General features: G+C 71.4%; 15 protein-coding genes, 1 tRNA gene and 2 pseudogenes. 2 read left to right on the forward strand and 16 right to left on the reverse strand.

What is annotated here, in order from left to right:
• The 12 genes and pseudogenes from AB0G16_RS23460 to AB0G16_RS23515 form a co-directional block, all read right to left on the reverse strand.
• Nucleotides 1–576, reverse strand: a pseudogene (locus tag AB0G16_RS23460) (DNA-directed RNA polymerase subunit beta); the annotation flags it as partial.
• A 444-nt stretch (nucleotides 577–1,020) separates the two neighbouring features.
• Entirely contained in the window at nucleotides 1,021–1,542 is a 522-nt protein-coding gene (locus tag AB0G16_RS23465) for a hypothetical protein (RefSeq protein ID WP_362808607.1), read from the reverse strand.
• Complete coding sequence (locus AB0G16_RS23470) at nucleotides 1,539–2,087, reverse strand: hypothetical protein (RefSeq protein WP_362808610.1); 549 nt, start codon at nucleotides 2,085–2,087, stop codon at nucleotides 1,539–1,541. The genes AB0G16_RS23465 and AB0G16_RS23470 overlap by 4 nt, the downstream gene beginning before the upstream one ends.
• A gap of 228 nt (nucleotides 2,088–2,315) precedes the next feature.
• Nucleotides 2,316–3,317 carry an ABC transporter ATP-binding protein gene (locus AB0G16_RS23475; RefSeq protein WP_362808613.1) on the reverse strand — a complete coding sequence of 334 codons (1,002 nt, stop codon included), beginning with the start codon at nucleotides 3,315–3,317 and terminating at the stop codon, nucleotides 2,316–2,318.
• A 394-nt stretch (nucleotides 3,318–3,711) separates the two neighbouring features.
• Nucleotides 3,712–4,101, reverse strand: a complete 390-nt coding sequence (gene rplL, locus AB0G16_RS23480; protein ID WP_344890067.1) for a 50S ribosomal protein L7/L12 — start codon at nucleotides 4,099–4,101, stop codon at nucleotides 3,712–3,714.
• A gap of 82 nt (nucleotides 4,102–4,183) precedes the next feature.
• On the reverse strand, nucleotides 4,184–4,708 hold the full coding sequence (gene rplJ / locus AB0G16_RS23485) for a 50S ribosomal protein L10 (protein ID WP_362808616.1): 525 nt from the start codon (nucleotides 4,706–4,708) through the stop codon (nucleotides 4,184–4,186).
• A 528-nt stretch (nucleotides 4,709–5,236) separates the two neighbouring features.
• Nucleotides 5,237–6,070, reverse strand: a complete 834-nt coding sequence (locus AB0G16_RS23490; RefSeq protein WP_362808619.1) for an LppX_LprAFG lipoprotein — start codon at nucleotides 6,068–6,070, stop codon at nucleotides 5,237–5,239.
• A 144-nt stretch (nucleotides 6,071–6,214) separates the two neighbouring features.
• On the reverse strand, nucleotides 6,215–6,928 hold the full coding sequence (rplA, locus tag AB0G16_RS23495) for a 50S ribosomal protein L1 (RefSeq protein ID WP_362808622.1): 714 nt from the start codon (nucleotides 6,926–6,928) through the stop codon (nucleotides 6,215–6,217).
• Nucleotides 6,929–7,101: 173 nt separating this feature from the next.
• Nucleotides 7,102–7,533: a 50S ribosomal protein L11 gene (gene rplK / locus AB0G16_RS23500; RefSeq protein WP_344890079.1), complete on the reverse strand. Its 432-nt coding sequence runs from the start codon at nucleotides 7,531–7,533 to the stop codon at nucleotides 7,102–7,104.
• Nucleotides 7,534–7,680: 147 nt separating this feature from the next.
• A complete protein-coding gene (gene nusG, locus AB0G16_RS23505; RefSeq protein ID WP_362808625.1) occupies nucleotides 7,681–8,550 on the reverse strand; it encodes a transcription termination/antitermination protein NusG in 870 nt (289 codons plus the stop codon).
• 78 nt (nucleotides 8,551–8,628) lie between these two features.
• The gene (secE, locus tag AB0G16_RS23510; RefSeq protein WP_362808628.1) at nucleotides 8,629–8,877 is read right to left on the reverse strand and encodes a preprotein translocase subunit SecE; all 249 of its coding nucleotides are present in this window, start codon (nucleotides 8,875–8,877) and stop codon (nucleotides 8,629–8,631) included.
• 75 nt (nucleotides 8,878–8,952) lie between these two features.
• Nucleotides 8,953–9,025 (reverse strand) — tRNA-Trp (locus tag AB0G16_RS23515).
• Nucleotides 9,026–9,384: 359 nt separating this feature from the next.
• On the opposite strand from AB0G16_RS23515, the gene AB0G16_RS23520 reads away from it, so the two are divergent.
• Nucleotides 9,385–10,590 carry a pyridoxal phosphate-dependent aminotransferase gene (locus AB0G16_RS23520; RefSeq protein ID WP_362808630.1) on the forward strand — a complete coding sequence of 402 codons (1,206 nt, stop codon included), beginning with the start codon at nucleotides 9,385–9,387 and terminating at the stop codon, nucleotides 10,588–10,590.
• 162 nt (nucleotides 10,591–10,752) lie between these two features.
• Here the strand turns inward: AB0G16_RS23520 and AB0G16_RS23525 are convergent, their stop codons facing one another.
• The 3 genes from AB0G16_RS23525 to AB0G16_RS23535 all read right to left on the reverse strand — a co-directional run bounded on the left by AB0G16_RS23525 (nucleotide 10,753) and on the right by AB0G16_RS23535 (nucleotide 15,932).
• A complete protein-coding gene (locus tag AB0G16_RS23525) occupies nucleotides 10,753–12,792 on the reverse strand; it encodes an NB-ARC domain-containing protein (RefSeq protein ID WP_362808633.1) in 2,040 nt (679 codons plus the stop codon).
• Nucleotides 12,789–14,726, reverse strand: coding sequence for an AAA family ATPase (locus AB0G16_RS23530; protein ID WP_362808636.1), 1,938 nt, complete (start codon nucleotides 14,724–14,726; stop codon nucleotides 12,789–12,791). Before AB0G16_RS23530 ends, AB0G16_RS23525 begins: the two co-directional genes overlap by 4 nt.
• Nucleotides 14,727–15,197: 471 nt before the next feature.
• The gene (locus tag AB0G16_RS23535; protein WP_362808639.1) at nucleotides 15,198–15,932 is read right to left on the reverse strand and encodes a PASTA domain-containing protein; all 735 of its coding nucleotides are present in this window, start codon (nucleotides 15,930–15,932) and stop codon (nucleotides 15,198–15,200) included.
• 94 nt (nucleotides 15,933–16,026) lie between these two features.
• Between AB0G16_RS23535 and AB0G16_RS23540 the strand changes: the two genes are divergently transcribed.
• Nucleotides 16,027–17,046, forward strand: coding sequence for an adenosine deaminase (locus AB0G16_RS23540; RefSeq protein ID WP_362808642.1), 1,020 nt, complete (start codon nucleotides 16,027–16,029; stop codon nucleotides 17,044–17,046).
• A gap of 148 nt (nucleotides 17,047–17,194) precedes the next feature.
• On the opposite strand, the pseudogene AB0G16_RS23545 reads toward AB0G16_RS23540, so the two are convergent.
• Nucleotides 17,195–18,563, reverse strand: a pseudogene (locus tag AB0G16_RS23545) (hypothetical protein); the annotation flags it as partial.

The raw sequence follows: 18,563 nt of genomic DNA on the forward strand, positions 1-18,563 counted from the left end.
CCCCCGCGAGGGGATCACCTTGCAGCCGTACAGGTCCTTGTCGGAGGTCTTGTCGACACTGCGGTCGAAGTAGACCCCCGGAGAGCGGACCAGCTGGGAGACCACGACACGCTCGGTGCCGTTGATGATGAACGTCCCCTTACCGGTCATGAGCGGGAAATCGCCCATGAACACGGTCTGGCTCTTGATCTCACCGGTGGTGTTATTGATGAACTCCGCCGTGACGAACATCGGGGCGGAGTAGGTCATGTCCTTGTCTTTGCACTCATCGACGGAGTACTTGGGCGGCTCGAACCGGTGATCCCGGAACGACAGGGACATGGTTCCGGAGAAGTCCTCGATGGGACTGATCTCCTCGAAGATCTCTTCAAGGCCCGACTGGGCCGGAACGTCCTTGCGCCCGGCCTGGCGAGCCGCCTCGACCCGCCCCTTCCACTTCTCGTTGCCGAGCAACCAGTCGAAGGACTCGGTCTGTAGAGCGAGAAGGTCAGGAACTTCGAGCGGCTCCTGAATTCGTGCGAAAGACACACGACGGGGACCGGCGGGTACGGCGAAGGCGTTGCGCGAGGCTGCCAACAGATGTCCTTCCGAGGGCTCGCGGCGGACTGACTACACGCACGCCAGACGACCATGCATCAGAGCACCAAAAGAAGCGGGTCGTCAAAGGGCAGCGCAAAGGGGCAGTGTAGCCGAACGGCATACACCTGTCCACTTCAGTCTCACTGCAAGCTCCACGTTGGTCGCAGCATCGCTCTTCGGAACCGAAACGTCAAGCCCGGGAGCTGACATTTCGGCCGGGGAACAGCCGCGGCCCTGGGAGTTTTCCCACCGGGTGGCCTGCGTACACCTCCACGATCCAAGACGATGACCGACCTGGTGTGACTGACGCAGAGTGACCCGGCGTTCCGGTCACCGGCCGATGCTCCGGCCGACGATCGACGCTGCCATGGCCGGTGTACCCGAGGCTTGGCCAGGCTCAAACCAGGTCTTTGCTAACAATTGAATGAAGCGGCGCGCCGATCACGGTGGAGGGGGGTCGCCGAGCAGGGTGGAGATCTCGGCGACCAGCCAGCGCGAGTCCTTCTGGATCATGATGAAACGGGCCCGGTTCCGGCTGGTCTCGCGGTGGGGTTCCTTCCCCCCTTTGAGGATCTTCACCGTGCTGATGTTCATGAACAGGAGCACCTCCACCCGGCCGGCGCGTCCCGAGGCCGACTCCACCCCGGCCCCGGTGACGGCGGCCTGCTGCACCGCCTTCTCCCGCCGGGCCTGCGCCGCCACGCCGCCGGCCAGCTCCTTGTAGTGCAGCCTGAGCGCCCCGGTGGTGTATCCGCCCGCCCTGGCGAAATCCTGCTCGATCGTACGGTGGTCGTAGGAGAGCATGTCGGCGGCGACCGCGCGGGCCGTGGCCAGCGCCTCCCGCGCCGCCCTCTCGTCGGCGCGCAGGCGGCTCAGGTCGGCGTACATGATCCAGACGACCCCCGAGAGGGCCAGCGCGACGGCGGCCATGAGCGCGATCGCCAGCCGGGAGGCTCCCGTCACGACACCGGCTCCACCAGCGACACCAGCCAGGTCGGCCCGGTCCTGGTCACCTCCATGTTCCAGCGGTGGAACCGCTCGCGTGGCGCGTCGGAGCTCCCCTCGCGCCTGATCACCTCGTCACCCACCACCATCACCCGGGCCGTGTCCCCCCTCAGCCAGACCAGCGCGGAGGCGCGCAGCGCGCCGGCGCGCAGCAGCCTCCCGGCGACCGTCGTCCGTCTGAGCTCGGCGGCGGTCCCGGCGTACTCGGCCCTGGCCCTGCCGGTGGAGGCGGCCAGGACGCGCCCGATGTCGGCGTCGACGGCACGGTGGCCGACGGAGAGCAGATGCACCGCGTACGTCCCCGCCGCCCGCGTCGCGGCCTGCCTGTCGTCGGCCGCCGCCTGGGCGTCGCGCAGCTCCGCGCCGACCCACAGCGCCACGGCCAGGAGCAGCGCGATCAGCACCCCCAGCACCGGCCCGGCGAGCCTGCCCCGCCGGCGGCGGGGGCGGGCGGAGCGGCGCAGGCGACGGGACCCGGGCGGACGGACGGCGTGCGATGCCATGCGTTCTCTCCCCTCGCGCGGCCTGTGGAACGCGGGCGGGTGAGCGCGGCTCCCCCGCCTGCGGGAACGGCACGATCCTCGATCCCGCCTCCGGGAACGGCACGCTCGCCGGATCATAACCCGCCGTAGGTGTCCGTATGGCGGCCTTCGCGTACCCGCCGTACGGAGTCTCGCCAACGGGCCGCCGGAGGGCTCCCGGCCCGGTCGAGCGGCCCGGTCGTGGCCCGCTCAGCGCGTGCCGCCGGTGTGCGTCGTGGCCGGGCGGGGATACTCCCGGAGCCAGTCGCGGCCCCGCTCGTCCAGGAACGAGCCCGGCGGCGGGACGACCCCGTTGGCGGCCAGCCACGCCCCCGGCGGGCGCTGCGTGCGGCGGATCCGGCCCTCGCTGGGCATGAGCTGCGGCGGGATCGGCGGCAGGCCTCCCGGTTCGTGCCCGAGCTGGGCCTCCGCCTCCAGCTCGGAGACGTCCTTCTCCTCCGACATGCCGATCGGGCCGTGCCTGCGGGCGTTGAGGAACTGGCGGACCACCGGCTCGTCGCTGGAGAGCAGCATCTCCCGGGGGCCGAACATGATCAGCTCACGCCGGAAGAGCAGGCCGATGCCGTCGGGCACCGTACGCGCGGTGTTGATGTCGTGGGTGACGATGAGGAAGGTCGCCTCGGTCTCCGCGTTGAGATCCACGATCAGCTGGTTGAGGTAGGCCGTGCGGACCGGGTCCAGCCCGGAGTCGGGTTCGTCGAACAGGATGATCTCAGGATCGAGGACCAGCGCCCTGGCCAGGCCCGCCCGCTTGCGCATGCCGCCGGAGATCTCGCCGGGCAGCTTGCCCTCGGCGCCGACGAGCCCGACGAGCTCCATCTTCTCCATCACGACGCGGCGGATCTCGGTCTCGCTCTTCTTCGTGTGCTCGCGCAGCGGGAAGGCCACGTTGTCGTAGAGGTTGAGCGAGCCGAACAGGGCCCCGTCCTGGAACAGGACGCCGAACAGCCTCCTGAGCTCGTAGAGCCTGTTCTCGCCGCAGTTGGCGAGGTCGTGCCCGTCGATCCAGATATGGCCGCGTTCGGGCCTCAGAAGGCCTACCAGGGTCTTGAGGAAGACGGACTTGCCCGTGCCCGAGGGGCCGAGCAGCACGGAGATCTCTCCGGCGGGGAGGGTCAGCGTGACGTCCTCCCAGATGACCTGCCTGCCGAACGACTTGGTCAGCCCCTCGACCACGACCTCGACGCCCACCCTGCCGCCCTCCTGTGGGCCCGCCGGACGGCGTCCGCCCCTGCGCGGCGGAGGACTCCACCGGCGCGAGCCCGCGATGGGAACAACGGTAGCCGCGATCGCCCGAATTGGAAGAGGGTCCAATAGCTTCCCCGGCCGTCGCCGCCCCGCGGGCGGCTCGACGTTCCGCGCCCGGCCCCGCGTCCCCCCGGGAGACCTCCGGCGGTGCGCGAGGAACGGCGCGCGAGGGAGGGCGGCGTGCGGAGGAGGGTGGCGCACGCGGAAAGAGGCGCATGGAAAGAGGCGCGTGGAAAGAGGGCGCGTGGAAAGAGGGCGCGCGGAAAGAGGGCGCGCACACGAAAGGAGCGGGCCACCGGCACCTGGTGGACCCGCTCCTGTCGCGTGAACGAACGAACTACTTGACGGTGACCGTCGCGCCGGCACCCTCGAGGGCGGCCTTGGCCTTCTCGGCCTGCTCCTTGTTGACCTTGCCGTCGAAGACGGACTTGGGAGCGCCGTCGACGAGGTCCTTGGCCTCCTTGAGGCCCAGGCTGGTCAGGGCGCGGATCTCCTTGATGACCTGGATCTTCTTCTCGCCGGCGGCCTCGAGGACGACGTCGAACTCGTCCTGCTCCTCGACCTCTTCGGCGGCGGCGGCACCGGGGGCGGCCGCGGCGGCGACGGCGACCGGAGCGGCGGCCTTGACGTCGAAGGTCTCCTCGAAGACCTTCACGAAGTCGGACAGCTCAAGAAGGGTCATCTCCTTGAAAGCGTCGAGCAGCTCGTCGGTGCTGAGCTTCGCCATGGTGGTTCCTCCATACGGATGTGACGTGCTGGGAAAGTTGGGACCGCGGTTGCGTTAATCCCCTGTGACCGCCTGCGCGGACCTACTCGCCGGCGCCTTCGCGCTTGGCGCGCAGGGCCTCGGCCAGCTGAGCCATGTTGGTGGGCAGCGCGTTGAAGACGGCGGCCGCGTGGCCCTGCTTCGCCTTCAGGGCACCGGCCAGCTTCGCGAGGAGGACCTCGCGCGACTCGAGGTCGGCAAGCTTGCTGATCTCGGTCGGCGTCATCGACCTGCCGTCGACCACACCGCCCTTGATGACCAGGAGGGGATTGGCCTTGGCGAACTCACGCAGACTCTTGGCAGCCTCGACCACGTCGCCGTTGACGAAAGCGATCGCCGACGGACCCGCGAGCAGGTCGTTGAGCTGGCTGAACCCGGCCTCGGAGGCCGCGATCTTGGTCAGCGTGTTCTTCACCACGGCGAACTTCGCATTCTCACCGAGAGAAACACGCAGCTGCTTGAGCTGTGCGACGGTGAGACCGCGGTATTCGGTCAGAACGGCAGCGCTGGAGCCGTCGAAGCTGCTCTTCAGCTCTGCGACAGCCGTTGCCTTTTCTGCCTTCGCCATGGGCCTCCTTCCAGATGTGCCGCCGGGGCAAAGGCGCCCAGAAAACGGACAAGCCCCGGCGCAGGCGCACGGGGCTCACATTAGGAGGTCAATCCAAATGAAAACTCACATCACACCTACGCGGGCCGTCCACTGACGTGGATCCTTTAGGTCGGCAGGCCATGAGGCCCGACGACGACCGGCGGTCTTCGGCGTTGACAGCTTACGTCCTGCCGCCCCGGATGCCAAATCGTCCCCGGGCGCGGCCTCCGGCTCCCCCCGGGGGCGCCCCAGGACACATCCCAGGCGTCCCGGTGGCCTTTCGCGCTCCGGGGGCACGGACCGCCGCGCGGCGTCCCTCACACGGCCTCCTCACGCGTCCCTCACGGGTCCCTCCCGGGTCACCGTCGCGTCCCTCGCACGCCCCGCCCTCGCCCCTGCGCCCTTTGCGCGCCCCCGCGCACCCCCGCGCGCCCTGCCCGTACAACGGAGCCGCACCCCCGGTCGAGGGACCGGAGGCGCGGGCGAAAGAGCGTGGGGCGAGGGGCGTCAGTTCCCGCCGCGCCCCTCGGGCAGGTCGCCCACCTGGTCGGCGGGCGGGGCGGCGATGTCCACGGGCTCGTTGAAGCCCTTGAAGAGGGCCGTCAGGTTGAACGTCGCGTCCTTCTCGGAGCCGCTGAGCGTCACCTTGCGGGGCAGGCTCTGGGCGTCGGCCCACAGGTCGAACTTCACGTTCTTGGCGTGCGAGAGGCTCTCCTGGAGCTTCTGGCGCTCGGCCGGGTCGACCAGCCGCGCGGCCTCGGCGACCGGGAAGGTCCCGCTGTAGTGGGTCGTGTCGACCCCGCCGACCGCCTCGGTGCCGACCGCCTTGACGTCCTTGGACGCGGTCAGCATCTTGACGGTGCCCGCCAGGTCGAACTGCCTGGCCTGGTCCATGAACTTCTTGATCTCGGCCTGTCCCTGGGCGTCGACCTTGCTGAGCGGCACCCTGACCCACGGCGTGGTGACGCCGCCGATCCTGTTCAGCATCTCCGACTTCACGTAGACGGTGTCGTCCGACAGGATGGCGCGCGCCCCGCCGGGCACGTTCTGCCCGCCGAAGGCGATCGTGTCGAGCCTGATGTCGACCGCCAGCGTGGGCTGGCTCCGGTACAGCATGCTGCCCTGGACCTTGCCCGTGCTCTTCTCGTCGCCCTTGGCGTCGAGGACCACGTCCGCGGAGTACGAGGTGACCGTCTCCGCCTTCTGTGCGCTCTGCTGCACCGCGTCGGCGGCGGCGAGCTTGACGTTTCCGAGGGCTACGGTGCCCTGTTGCGTACCGCATCCCGCGACCGCGACGAGCGCGGCCGCTCCCAGTGCAAGTGCGGGAGCCAATCGGCGCATTTCGTCCTCACTCCTTCGTTTCCCCCGATGATCCTGACTTACGACACTACGCGTCGACACGGCCGGGCGCGTCCTTCGGGAGAACGAAGAAGGCCTCAACCGAATGGCCATTCGGTTGAGGCCTTCCGCGGAAGACGTCTGGTATCAGGCGTCGAGCTCGGCGGTCAGCGCCCGCGTCTGGTTGGGGTCGACCTGGATGCCGGGGCCCATGGACGTGGAGAAGACGACCTTCTTGACGTAGCGTCCCTTGGCCGCGGACGGCTTGAGACGGAGCACCTCGTCGAGGGCGGCGGCGTAGTTCTCGATGAGCTGGCGCTCACCGAAGGACACCTTGCCGATGATGAAGTGCAGGTTCGCGTGCCGGTCGACACGGAACTCGATCTTGCCGCCCTTGATGTCGGTGACGGCCTTGCCGACGGCCGGGGTGACGGTGCCGGTCTTGGGGTTCGGCATCAGGCCACGGGGGCCGAGCACGCGGCCCAGGCGGCCGACCTTGCCCATCAGGTCCGGCGTGGCGACGACGGCGTCGAAGTCGAGGCGGCCCTTGGCGACCTCGTCGATCAGCTCGTCGGCACCGACGATGTCGGCGCCCGCGGCACGGGCCTCCTCGGCACGGTCGCCGGTCGCGAAGACCAGGACCCGGGCGGTCTTGCCGGTGCCGTGCGGGAGGTTGACGGTGCCGCGCACCATCTGGTCGGCCTTGCGGGGGTCCACACCCAGCCGCAGGGCCACCTCGACGGTGGCGTCGAACTTGGCGACGTTGGTCTCCTTGGCCAGCTTGGCCGCCTGGGCGGGGCTGTAGAGGGTCTCGCGGTCGACCTGCGCCGTTGCGGCGCGGTATCCCTTGCTGCGCTTCACTTGCTCACTCCTGTGAATCCGAGTGTCCGTGGTACGGGCCTGCGCCGGCCCCTCCACTTGACGTCGACGTACGGTGTCGTGCTGCGACCGTGGTCGCGGCCGTCGCCTTCCGGCCGATCCGCGGGCGTGTTCACCGCCGCGGGATCGCCGCCGGGCACGTGCGGCGGATGGTGCTAGTCGGCGATCGTGATGCCCATCGACCGCGCGGTGCCGGCGATGATCTTCTCCGCCGCCTCGACGTCGTTGGCGTTGAGGTCCTGCATCTTGGTCTCGGCGATCTGGCGCAGCTGCTCACGGGTGAGCTTGCCCACCTTGTCCTTCTGCGGGACGGCCGAACCCTTGGCGACACCGGCGGCCTTCTTGATCAGCTCGGGCGCCGGGGGCGTCTTCGTGACGAAGGTGAAGCTGCGGTCCTCGAAGATGGTGATCTCGACGGGGATGATGTTGCCGCGCTGGGCCTCGGTGGCAGCGTTGTACTGCTTCACGAATTCCATGATGTTGACGCCGTGCGGACCGAGGGCGGTACCGACCGGCGGGGCGGGCGTGGCCTGGCCAGCGGGAAGCTGAACCTTGACCAGCGCTGCGACCTTCTTCTTGGGAGGCATGATTCTCTCCGGGTCCTTCTTCTCTGAGCGACGTTCCAGCAATCCCCGCACGCGCGGGGCCGATCGCGACCGCGCCTTGACCGGCGCCGCGATCGTGGAACCGTCCCCGCGAACGCGGGGCAGACTAACGAAGTCTACGTGACCGGATCAGATCTTCGAGACCTGGTTGAACGAGAGCTCCACCGGGGTCTCACGACCGAAGATCGACACGAGCACCTTGAGCTTCTGGGACTCGGCGCTGATCTCGCTGACCGTGGCGGGAAGCGTGGCGAACGGGCCGTCCATGACGGTGACGGACTCGCCGACCTCGAAGTCGACCGTCGCGGCCGAGGCCTTGGCGGTGGACTTCTTGACCTCTTCGGACGGCTCGGGCGCGAGCAGCTTGGCGACCTCGTCGAGGCTCAGCGGGCTCGGCTTGTTGGACAGGCCGACGAAGCCGGTCACGCCGGGCGTGTTGCGCACCGCGGACCAGGACTCGTCGGTGAGCTCCATCCGCACCAGAACGTAGCCGGGGAGCACCCGCTCCTTGACCAGCTGGCGCTTGCCGCTCTTGATCTCGGTCACGTGGTGGGTGGGCACCTCGACCTGGAAGATGTAGTCCTCCATGTTGAGGGACTGCGTCCGGGTCTCGATGTTCGACTTCACGCGGTTCTCGTAGCCCGCGTAGGAGTGGATCACGTACCACTCGCCGAACAGGCCGCGCAGGTGCCGCTTGAACTCCTCGACCGGGTCGACGTCGGGAAGGACGTCGCCGTCCTCGTCGACGGCGTCGTTCTCGTCACCGTCCTCGTCGGCGGCACCGGCCGGGGTCTGCCCGGCCTCCGCGATCTCCTCGTCGGCATCGGGCGCCTCGGCGTCGCCGCCGGACCCGGCCTCCGCGATCTCGGCGTCGGCATCGGCATCGGCGATCTCCCGGCCGGACTCGTCAAGCGAATCCCCGGTGACGTCGACGGCCTTCTCCAGCTCGTCCTCGCGCTCGTCGCGGGACCCGCCGGCCGACTGTGCAGACTCGGACACGGTGCTCGTTCTCTTTTCGTCGATGGTCGATGGCTGATGGCTCGTCCGTGGTGCGCCCCGCCCGCCGGATGGCGTGGCTCAGGCTCCGCCGAAGATTCTCAGCACACCCTCGGTGAAGAGCGCGTCCAACGCCGACACGATACCGACCATGAGCAGAACGAACACCAGGACGACGATGGTGTAAGAGATCAGTTCTTTACGCGTAGGCCAGATGACCTTACGCAGCTCGGCGACGACCTGCCGATAGAAAAGGGCGGGAGAAGTCCGCTTCGTCTTCTTCTCACCGCTCGGCTTGTCTGCGGTTTCGCCGCGCGTGTCGATCGCCACAGTCCTCACCTGAATCCTTCGAGTCCAACGCATATCAGCGGCGCGCTAGACGCCAGATGCGCGGACCGCTCCTCGCAGGGCACGAGGGACTCGAACCCCCAACCGCCGGTTTTGGAGACCGGTGCGCTACCAATTGCGCTAGTGCCCTAAGACATGAACCACCATACATCGGTTGGACCGAAGTTTGTCCGTGGCTCACGGTCTTGACCGCCGGTTCACGCATGCGGCGGAAAGACCATGCCGGAGTCTACGGGTGATTGGCCATCACGTCGAACCGGCGGGTGAGTGCCCTGGTCACGGGTTTCCCGCCGTCCCGCCGGCGCCGTGACCAGGGCCTCCGGAGGGCGGCCGGCGGCCCGCGAGCGTCCTGCGCGACCCCGCCGGCCTCCCGCGGGCCGCCCGCCGGGGGCCGCGGACCCGTGACGGCACCGCGCGGACGGGCCGCGAACCCGTCCGGATGGTGGATATCCGGCGGGACGAGCGGCACGGGTCTGTAACCATGGGGTCATGACCCGTCCTCGCATCTCAGCGCGTATCTCCGCGATCTCCGAGTCCGCCACGCTCGCCGTGGACGCCAAGGCCAAGGCGATGAAGGCGGCGGGCCGCCCGGTCATCGGCTTCGGCGCCGGCGAGCCGGACTTCGCGACTCCCGGCTACATCGTCGAGGCCGCCGCCGAGGCCTGCCGGACCCCCAGGTTCCACAAGTACACGCCGGCCGGCGGCCTTCCGGAGCTGAAGCAGGCCGTCGCCGACAAGACGCTCCGCGACTCCGGCTACCGGGTGGACGCGGCCCAGGTCCTGATCACCAACGGTGGCAAGCAGGCCGTCTACGAGGCGTTCGCCACGCTGCTCGACCCCGGTGACGAGGTCCTCGTCGTCGCCCCGTACTGGACGACCTACCCCGAGGCGATCAAGCTCGCGGGCGGCGTCCAGGTCGACGTGGTGACCGACGAGACCACCGGTTACCTGGCGAGCGTGGAGCAGCTGGAGGCGGCCCGCACCGACCGCACGAAGGTGCTGCTGTTCGTGTCCCCGTCCAACCCGACCGGCGCGGTGTACACCCCCGAGCAGGTCGCGGAGATCGGCCGCTGGGCGACCGGGCACGACCTGTGGGTCGTCACCGACGAGATCTACGAGCACCTCACGTACGGCGACGCGACGTTCGCGAGCATCGCCACCGTGGTGCCCGAGCTGGGCGACAGGGTGGTGATCCTGAACGGCGTCGCCAAGACCTACGCGATGACCGGCTGGCGGGTGGGCTGGCTGATCGGGCCCAAGGACGTCGTCAAGGCCGCGGCCAACCTGCAGTCGCACGCCACCTCCAACGTCTCCAACGTCGCCCAGATCGCCGCCCTGGCCGCGGTGAGCGGCGACCTTTCGGCGGTGGCCGAGATGCGCGAGGCCTTCGACCGGCGGCGCCGGACCATGGTCCGGATGCTCAACGACATCCCGGGCGTGATCTGCCCCGAGCCGCTGGGCGCGTTCTACGCCTACCCGTCGGTCAAGGGGCTGCTGGGCAGGGAGTTCGGCGGCAGGCGCCCGGCGACGTCCGCCGAGCTGGCCGAGCTGATCCTGGAGGAGGCGGAGGTGGCGGTCGTCCCGGGCGAGGCGTTCGGCACCCCGGGGTACTTCCGGCTGTCCTACGCGCTCGGCGACGACGATCTCGTCGAGGGTGTGAGCCGCCTCGCCAAGTTCCTCGGCCAGGCCGGCTGAGCACGGCGCGGCGGCCGGGCGGGAGGGCGGGCGCGGCGCCCGGCGGGGCGCCGGTGGAGTCCGGCGAGGTTCGATCGGGTCCGGCGGGGTCCGTCCCGACGGGTCGGCGAGGCCCGGCGAGGTCAAGCGGGGTTAGGGGGGGTTAGGGGGGGTCAGGCGGGGTCAGCGCCCCAGGGCGTAGGCCACCGCGGCGTCGTAGTGGGCGGCCGCGCCCTCCTCGAAGGCCCGGGCGTAGGCGGCCTCGCCGATCAGGGCCGCCGCGCGGTTCGCGGCGGCCTCGCGGAGCTCGAACACCGAGTCCACCCCCTGGCCGGGCAGCCCGAAGGTGATCCAGATCCGCCGGGCGGCGCCCAGGAGCCAGGCCGCGCGACGGCCGTCGCCCTCGGCGACGGCCGTCCTGGCGAGCTGGCCGATGGCCAGGACGCTGCCGACCGTGTCGCGCAGCCGCCACTTGACCTCCAGCGCCGCCCTGGCCGCGGCGGAGGCCTCGGCGACCTCTCCGCGGTTGTACAGGGCCAGCGAGAGGACGTAGTCGCCCATGGCGCGCTGGCACAGCTCGCCGAGCTCCTCGCACCGCCGGCGCGTCGCGCGCAGGATCCCCACCGCCTGGTCCAGGTCGCCGTCGAAGGTGGCGATCACCGCGAGCAGCAGGGGGAGCAGGAGCACGGCGTGCGCGTCCTTGCGGACCCGCCGCAGCCGCCTCGCGCCGCGCAGCACGTGCTTCACGGCGCCCTCCAGGTCACCGGCCAGCAGGTCGGTCCCGGCCAGGCGGAGCTGGGCCTCGGCCTCGGCCTCGACGTCCCCGTGGAGGCGGGCGGACTCCAGCGCCTCCTCGGCCCTGGCGCGCGCCAGCGGCATGTCGCCCTGGATGATCGCGAGGTGGGCGGCCACCCACAGCGGTCTCGACCTCGTCCGGTCGGGGCCCGGGACCGCGGCCAGCGCACGGTCCAGGTAGCGGCGACCCTCGCGGACGAGGCCCAGGTGGCACCAGAGCACCCGCAGGGCGCCGGCCAGCTCCAGTCCCGTGCGGGGGTCGCCGGAGTCGAGACAGCGGTCGAGGGCCGCCCTGATGTCGCGCAGCTCCCCGTACGCCCAGTCGGCCCATTCGAGCTGGTCCGGGCCGAACCAGCGCACGCTCATCCGCAGGGCGGCGGACAGGTAGTGGTCGCGGTGACGGTGGGTCATCGGCACCGTCTCGCCGAGCTCGTCGAGCCGGTCGCGGCCGTAGTCCCTGATGGTGTCGAGCAGCCGGTAGCGGTCGCCGACCCGGGTGACGACGGACTTGGCCGCGAGCGAGGCGAGCACGGCGGGCACGTCGGGCAGGCTCTCGTCCTCGCAGACGCCGCGCGCCGACTCCGTGCCGAAGGCGCCCGCGAAGACCGAAAGGCGCGCCCAGAGCAGGCGTTCGGCGGGGGTGCACAGCTCGTGGCTCCAGGCGGTGGCGGCGCTCAGCGTGTGGCGCAGGAGCATTCCCACGCCGCCGGGGGACGACGCGAAGCGGTTCTCGAACTGGTCGGCGAGCTGGGTCGCCGAGAGCGCGCGCATGTGGCTGGCCGCCAGCTCGATGGCGAGCGGCATGCCGTCGAGCCTCCGGCAGAGCCTGGCGACGGCCATCATGGCCCGCTCGTCGGTGCGCAGGCCGGGGGCGACGGCCGTGGCGCGGTCGAGGAAGAGGCTCATCGCGTCGTACCCGGCGAGGTCGGCGGCCTCCGGCGGGGGTACCGGGAACGGTTCGACGGCCAGGACGACCTCCTCCGGCAGGCCGAGCTCCTGGCGGCTGGTCACCATGATCCGGATGTCGGGCGCGCCGGCCAGCAGGGCCGAGACCACGGCGGCGCAGGGGCCGACGAGGTGCTCGCAGGCGTCGAGGACGAGCAGGAGCCGCCGTCCGGAGAGGAAGTCGACGAGGGAGTCCAGGATCGGGCGGCCGGTGGCCTCGTGCAGGCCGAAGGCCCCGGCGACGACGCCCGCGAGCCGGTCCCCGTCGGTCTCGGCGGAGAACTCGGCCAGCCAGACCCCGTCGGGGTGGTCGTCCCGCAGCATGCGGGCGGCCTGCAGGGCGAGGCGCGTCTTGCCGACGCCCCCGGCCCCGTGCAGGGTGAGCAGACGGCCGCGGTCGAGCAGTTTCGCGATCTCGTCGAGCTCGGCCGCGCGGCCGACGAAGCTGTTCATCTCGATCGGCAGGTTGCCGTGCCGCGTCAAGAAGGATCCTCCCGCAGCGCGTGGTCCACGGCGTCCCGCAGGTCGATCGCCCCGCCCTGTTCCACCAGCCGGTCGAACTCCGCCCTGCCCAGGCGCCCGCGCAGCCGCAGCTCGGCGGTGCGGAGCAGGGGTGCGATCATGGGCGACCGGCTGGGCGGGATCCCGGTGTCGCTCCACGCGGCCCGCGAGGCCCCGAACAGGGTGGCGGCGGTGACGTCGTCGGTGGAGGACTCGGCGATCACGACGAACACCTCCAGCGCCTCCATGAGCGAGATCGTGTCCCCGAACAGGCGGGCCCCGCGCAGCGCGCCGCGGGCGGACCCGGCGGCGGAGACGGTGTTGCCGAGGAAGTGCTCGGCCTGGCCCAGCAGGAGGTCCAGGCGGATGAGGGTCCAGTAGTCGCCGCAGGACTCGCAGAGCTCACGCCCCTCGCGCAGGACGGACACGGCCTGGTCGTGGCGGCCGGTGAGCATCATGGCGGTGGCGACCACCGTGTAGGTGGGCAGGAAGCCGGGGAAGACGTTGCCGGAGGAGCGGTGCCGTACCCGGGCGTGCTTGATGAGCCGCAGCGCCTCGCCCACGTCGCCCCTGACGACGGCCAGGTGGGCCTGGAACTGGCTGACGTAAGCGGTGGCGCAGCCGTCGGCGTCCTGGGCGGCGCACTCGGAGAGGGCCTGTTCGGCGCGTTTCAGGTCGCCGCGCTGGATGGAGACCCAGGCGTGCACCCACAGGGCCTTGACCCGTTCGGGACCTGCGGCGTGCTCCAGGTCCAGGCCGCGCTGGAGGAGGTCGTCGCCGGGGGCCTGCATGCCGCAGCAGGCCCACAGGAACCACAGGTTGCCCACCAGGTCGAGGCCCTTGCGGTACTCCTCGGGCCTGGAGTAGCAGTACTCGATGGCGCCGCGCATGTTGCCGCATTCGAGGACCAGCCGGTGGTACCACTCCAGCTGGCGGCCCTGCCAGCTCATCTCGGCGCGGGCGGACAGGGCGAGGTAGTGGTCGCGGTGGCGGCGTCCGACGTCCTCGGTCTCGCCGAGCCGGTCGAGCCAGACCTCGCCGAACGCGCGGACGGTGTTCGGCATGCGGTAGCGGACCCCGCCCTCGCCCTCCTCGCGTACCAGGACGGACCTGTCGAGCAGGCCGAGCAGTCCGTCCAGCACGTCCGTGGGGGCGAAGGCGTCGTCGGCGCAGACCGCCTCGGCCGCCTCCAGGTCGAAGGTGCCGGCGAAGATCGAGGTCCGCGCCCAGAGCAGGCGTTCCAGCGGGGTGCAGAGCTCGTGGCTCCAGCCGAGGGCGGCGCGCATGGAGGTGTGCCGGTGGACGTCGCCGCCGGCCCGGGGGCCGGTCACGGCGAGCCGGATGGCCAGCGGCAGGTTGTCCAGGCGGGCGCAGAACCCGGCCGGATCCCCCTCGGGCCGGTCGAGGCCGGGCCGGTCGAGGCCGAGGGCGGTCAGCAGCTCGACGGCCTCGGTGCCGGACAGCCCGCCGACCGGGTAGAGGTGCTCGCCGGGCAGGCCCAGCCGCTGCCTGCTCGTGGTCAGGACGCGCAGCTCCTCGACGGAGCGCAGCAGCAGGCCGACCAGGATGCCCGCGGCGCCGACCACGCGGTCGCAGGTGTCCAGGACCAGCAGGGTCCGGCGGTCGGCGAGCCCGTCGACCAGGGAGTGCAGGGGCGGGCTCCCCGGCCGGTGGCGGGCGCCGATCGCGCCGGCGAGGGCCTCCGTCAGGGAGTCCAGGTCCGAGGGCGCCTCCGCCAGCTCCACGACGTGCACCCCGCCGGGGAACGCCGGCGCGAGGGTGCGGGCCAGCCGCAGGGCGAGGGCGCTCTTGCCGGCTCCGGCGGGGCCGGTCAGCGTGACGTGCCGCACCCTTTCGAGCAGGGCGGACACGTCGGCGAGTTCGGTCTCCCTGCCGACGAAGACGTCCGCTTCCATGGCAGCCCCAGCGTCTTTCGACTACGTGTGGCTCTACGGTCGCACGGGGGCGCGCTCGACTGAAAGCCCGTTTCCCAGATTTCCTTGACATATGGCGGAATGAGATATGGACGGATGCCACCGAAAACCGGTGGCATCCGTCCGAAATAACACTTTTGAGGTGAAAAAGTAATTACGGGAGCGCGGGGGAAACGACCAGAGGGATCGACCGCCGACCCGGTCTCACTCCGTGGGCTCGACCCCTTCGGCGATCTTCCTCATCTCGGCCTCGGCCCGGTCCGAACCCACCGGCGTAGCCGGGGCTCATCATGACCTCGACGGCCACGTCCCGGTTCTCGGTCCACACGAGCGTGAGGGTGCCGTTCTCGTCGATCCGGGAGGCGGCCTCGCCCGCCCGGACGAGGTACGCGGTGCGCCCGTCGATCGTGATCGGCTCGGCGCCCTGCCGTCCGTACCCCTTCATCCGCTTCCTCAGCTGCGCGACCGCGCCGTCCCGGTAGACCACGGCCTGGACGTCGTACTCTCCCTCGGGCAGGCCCGGCCGCCGCCACGTCGTGTGTAGCTCGTGGTGCCGAAGCCGTTCTTGCCCGACCACTTCCCCCATTCCAGGCCGTCGGGCAGGTAGCCGAACCTGACGCCGCCGAACGCGCGGCCGTCCCCGAGGTCACCGAGGTCCTGCGGCATCGCCGTCCTCTCCTCGGAGCCGCCGGTCGTCGAGGACGGCGCGGGCCGGGCCGGGTCGATCGCCACCAGCCTGACCGTGGACCCGTGGGGGACGCTCTCCCCGATGTCGGGGGTCTGCTCGACCACCAGGCCCGCCTCGGCGGTCTCGCCCTCGACGCTCGCCGTCAGGCCCGCCGCCTCCAGGACCGCCCTGGCCTCGGCCACGGTCATCTTGATCGCGCGCGGCACCTCGACCGGCGGGACCACCGCGGTCTCCGGGGAACGGGCGAAGGTGATCTCCTGGATCACCCTGCGGCGCCGGGAGACGTCGATCGCGGCGTTCACCACGACCCTGCGGGCGTAGGACTCGGGATTGTCGTGCCGGATCCGGCTCCAGTGCCGGTAGATCTTCTCCAGCGCGTTCTGCACCAGGTCCTCGGCGTCGTGCGGCGAGGCGCCGCAGACCAGGATCGCGGTACGCAGCAGCGCCGTACTCCGTGCGGCCAGGAACTCGTCGAAGGCCGCCTCGTCTTCTTCCGTCATCGAGGTCCCCTTCCGCCCTCCCCAACGTATGAGGACCCCGTCAGGTTGAGACCAAGGAACATCCCCACCACCCCGGGTACGGCACCATGTTGAAATGCCACGTCCCCTCAGCGACCTGCCCAAGGCTCACCTGCACCTGCACTTCACCGGCTCCATGCGGCACTCGACCCTCGTCGAACTGGCCCGCGAGCACGGCTCCCACCTTCCCGACGCCCTGCAGGAGGACTGGCCCCCGCAGTTGCGGGCGACCGACGAACGGGGCTGGTTCCGCTTCCAGCGGCTCTACGACATCGCGCGCTCGGTGCTGCAGCGCGAGAGCGACGTCTACCGCCTGCTGCGCGAGGCGGCCGAGGACGAGGCGGCCGAGGGGTCGGGCTGGCTGGAGATCCAGATCGACCCTTCCGGGTACGCCGCGACGTTCGGGGGTCTCACCTCGGCCATGGAGCTGATGCTCGACGCGACGCGCAGGGCCGCCGACCACGCCCAGATAGGCATCGCGGTGGTGGTGGCCGCCAACCGCACCCGCCACCCCCTGGACGCCAAGACGCTCGCCCGGCTCGCCATGCGCTACATGGACCAGGGAGTGGTCGGGTTCGGGCTCTCCAACGACGAGCGGCGCGGCCGGGCCCGCGACTTCGACGGGGCCTTCCGGCTGGCCAAGCGGGGCGGGCTGCTGGCCGTGCCGCACGGCGGGGAGCTGCTGGGCGCGGCCAGCGTGGCCGAGTGCGTGGACGTGCTGGAGGCCGACCGGGTGGGGCACGGGGTCCGGGCGGCCGAGTCGCCGCGGCTCATGGAGCGCCTCGCCGAGCGGGGCATCGCCTGCGAGGTCTGCCCGACGTCCAACGTCGGTCTCGGGGTGGTCGGGCGGGCCGAGGACGTGCCGCTGCGGCGCCTGTTCGAGGCCGGGGTGCCGATCGCGCTGGGCGCCGACGACCCGTTGCTCTTCGGCGCCCGGCTGCTGCCCCAGTACGAGCTCGCCAGGCAGGTGTACGGCTTCTCCGACCCGGAGCTGGCGGAGCTGGCCCGCCAGTCGATCCGGGTCTCGGCGGCGCCGGAGGAGACGCGCAAGAAGCTCTTCCAGGGCATCGACGACTGGCTGGCGTCGGACGGCTGAGCGGAACGGCCGGCCCCCCGCGGCCGAGACGGCGGAACGAGACGGCGGAACGAGACGGCGGAACGAGACGGCGGGACGGGGCGGCGGGACGGGGCGGCGGGACGGGCCGGTGGGACGGGGCCCGTGCCCCGGGCGCCGGCGGCGGACGTCAGCGCAGGGCGTAGGCGACCGCCGCGTCCGGCTCGTCCCCGTACCCCTCGGCGAAGAGCGCCTCGTAGGTCTCGTCGCCCAGGAGCTGCCTGGCGGTCCGCTGGGCGACGGTCCTCGGCTCGGACATGCCCTCGGAGCCCAGGTCCCGGAGACCGAAGGTGGCCCCGAGCCGCATCCCGGCCCCCTGGAGCCTGGCGGTACGGCGGCCGTCGCCCTCGACCGCGGCGATCACCGCGAGCTGGTCGACGGCCAGGGCCACGCCGGCGGCGTCGCGCAGGCGCCACTTGACGTCGAGCGACTGCCGGGCGGCCTTGGCCGCCTCGGCGACCCGGCCCAGGCCGAGCTGGGCGATGGACAGCACGTAGTCCCCGCAGGCGCGGACCCAGCGTTCGCCGCGCGCGTCGCAGAGCCGTTGCACCTCCTGGAGCACCGAGACGGCCCGGTCGAACTCGCCGCGCCAGGTGACGGCCGTCGCCGCCGTCACCATGGCGAGCGGCTCGCCGGCGGTGGCGGCCTCGGCCCGGCGGAAGTACGCGCGCACGCACTCGACGCGGGGCTCGACCTCGTCCAGGGCGCCGGCGAGCAGTGACCGGCTGGCCAGCCCGAGCTGGGCGTGACCGGCCGCCGCGTAGTCCCCCCAGTCGAGCGCCGCGGACAGGGCCGCCTCGGCGCGGCGGCGGCCCCGCTCCAGCTCGCCCCGGGCTATGGCCACGCAGGCGTCCGCCCAGAGCAGCCGGGGCAGGCCGGGGTCGGTCACCGGGGCCGTCTCGATCGCCCGGGCCATGTGATGACGGCCCTCGTTGAGCCGGCCCAGGCAGAACCAGAGGATCCAGAGCGTGCCGGCCAGCTCGACGCGGACCGGGGAGGTCGCGCCGAGGGCGACGCGCAGGTCGGTCATGGAGAAGGCGAGCCGGGCCGCCCACTCCTCCTGGTCGGGGCCGTACCAGCCGGCCTCGGCCCTGCGCGCCAGGTCCAGGCAGTGGTAGCGGTGCCGGCGCACCGTCCGGGCCTCGTCGCCCAGCAGGGCGAGCCGTCGCCCGCCGTACTCCCTGACCGCGGCCGGCTGCCGGTAGCCGCCGGGGATCCGCTCCAGCAGGAACCGCCCGGCCAGGCGCTCCAGCAGCTCCGGCACGTGACGCAGGTCCTCTCCGCCGCAGACCCACTCGGCGCCGGCCGCCTCGAAGCCCCCGGCGAAGACCGAGAGCCTGGCCCACAGCAGCCGCTCCGCGGGGGTGCAGAGCTCGTGGCTCACGGCGAGCGCGACCCGCACGGCCCGCGCGGCGAGGTCGGCGGCGGGTTCGGCCGCAGGATCGGCGAGGTGGGCGGCGGGGACGGCCGAGCCGGTGGCAGGGGTGATCACGGGGCCG

The sequence above is a fragment of the Streptosporangium sp. NPDC023615 genome (assembly GCF_040640155.1).
Classification (GTDB): domain Bacteria; phylum Actinomycetota; class Actinomycetes; order Streptosporangiales; family Streptosporangiaceae; genus Streptosporangium.

Excerpts from the sequence above, each read along its gene's own strand:
- AB0G16_RS23470 (WP_362808610.1), bottom strand. The coding sequence starts at position 2,087 with ATGGCATCGCACGCCGTCCGTCCGCCCGGGTCCCGTCGCCTGCGCCGC.
- rplL (WP_344890067.1), bottom strand. The coding sequence starts at position 4,101 with ATGGCGAAGCTCAGCACCGACGAGCTGCTCGACGCTTTCAAGGAGATG.
- rplJ (WP_362808616.1), bottom strand. The coding sequence starts at position 4,708 with ATGGCGAAGGCAGAAAAGGCAACGGCTGTCGCAGAGCTGAAGAGCAGC.
- AB0G16_RS23490 (WP_362808619.1), bottom strand. The coding sequence starts at position 6,070 with ATGCGCCGATTGGCTCCCGCACTTGCACTGGGAGCGGCCGCGCTCGTC.
- rplK (WP_344890079.1), bottom strand. The coding sequence starts at position 7,533 with ATGCCTCCCAAGAAGAAGGTCGCAGCGCTGGTCAAGGTTCAGCTTCCC.
- AB0G16_RS23520 (WP_362808630.1), top strand. The coding sequence starts at position 9,385 with ATGACCCGTCCTCGCATCTCAGCGCGTATCTCCGCGATCTCCGAGTCC.
- AB0G16_RS23530 (WP_362808636.1), bottom strand. The coding sequence starts at position 14,726 with ATGGAAGCGGACGTCTTCGTCGGCAGGGAGACCGAACTCGCCGACGTG.
- AB0G16_RS23535 (WP_362808639.1), bottom strand. The coding sequence starts at position 15,932 with ATGACGGAAGAAGACGAGGCGGCCTTCGACGAGTTCCTGGCCGCACGG.
- AB0G16_RS23540 (WP_362808642.1), top strand. The coding sequence starts at position 16,027 with ATGCCACGTCCCCTCAGCGACCTGCCCAAGGCTCACCTGCACCTGCAC.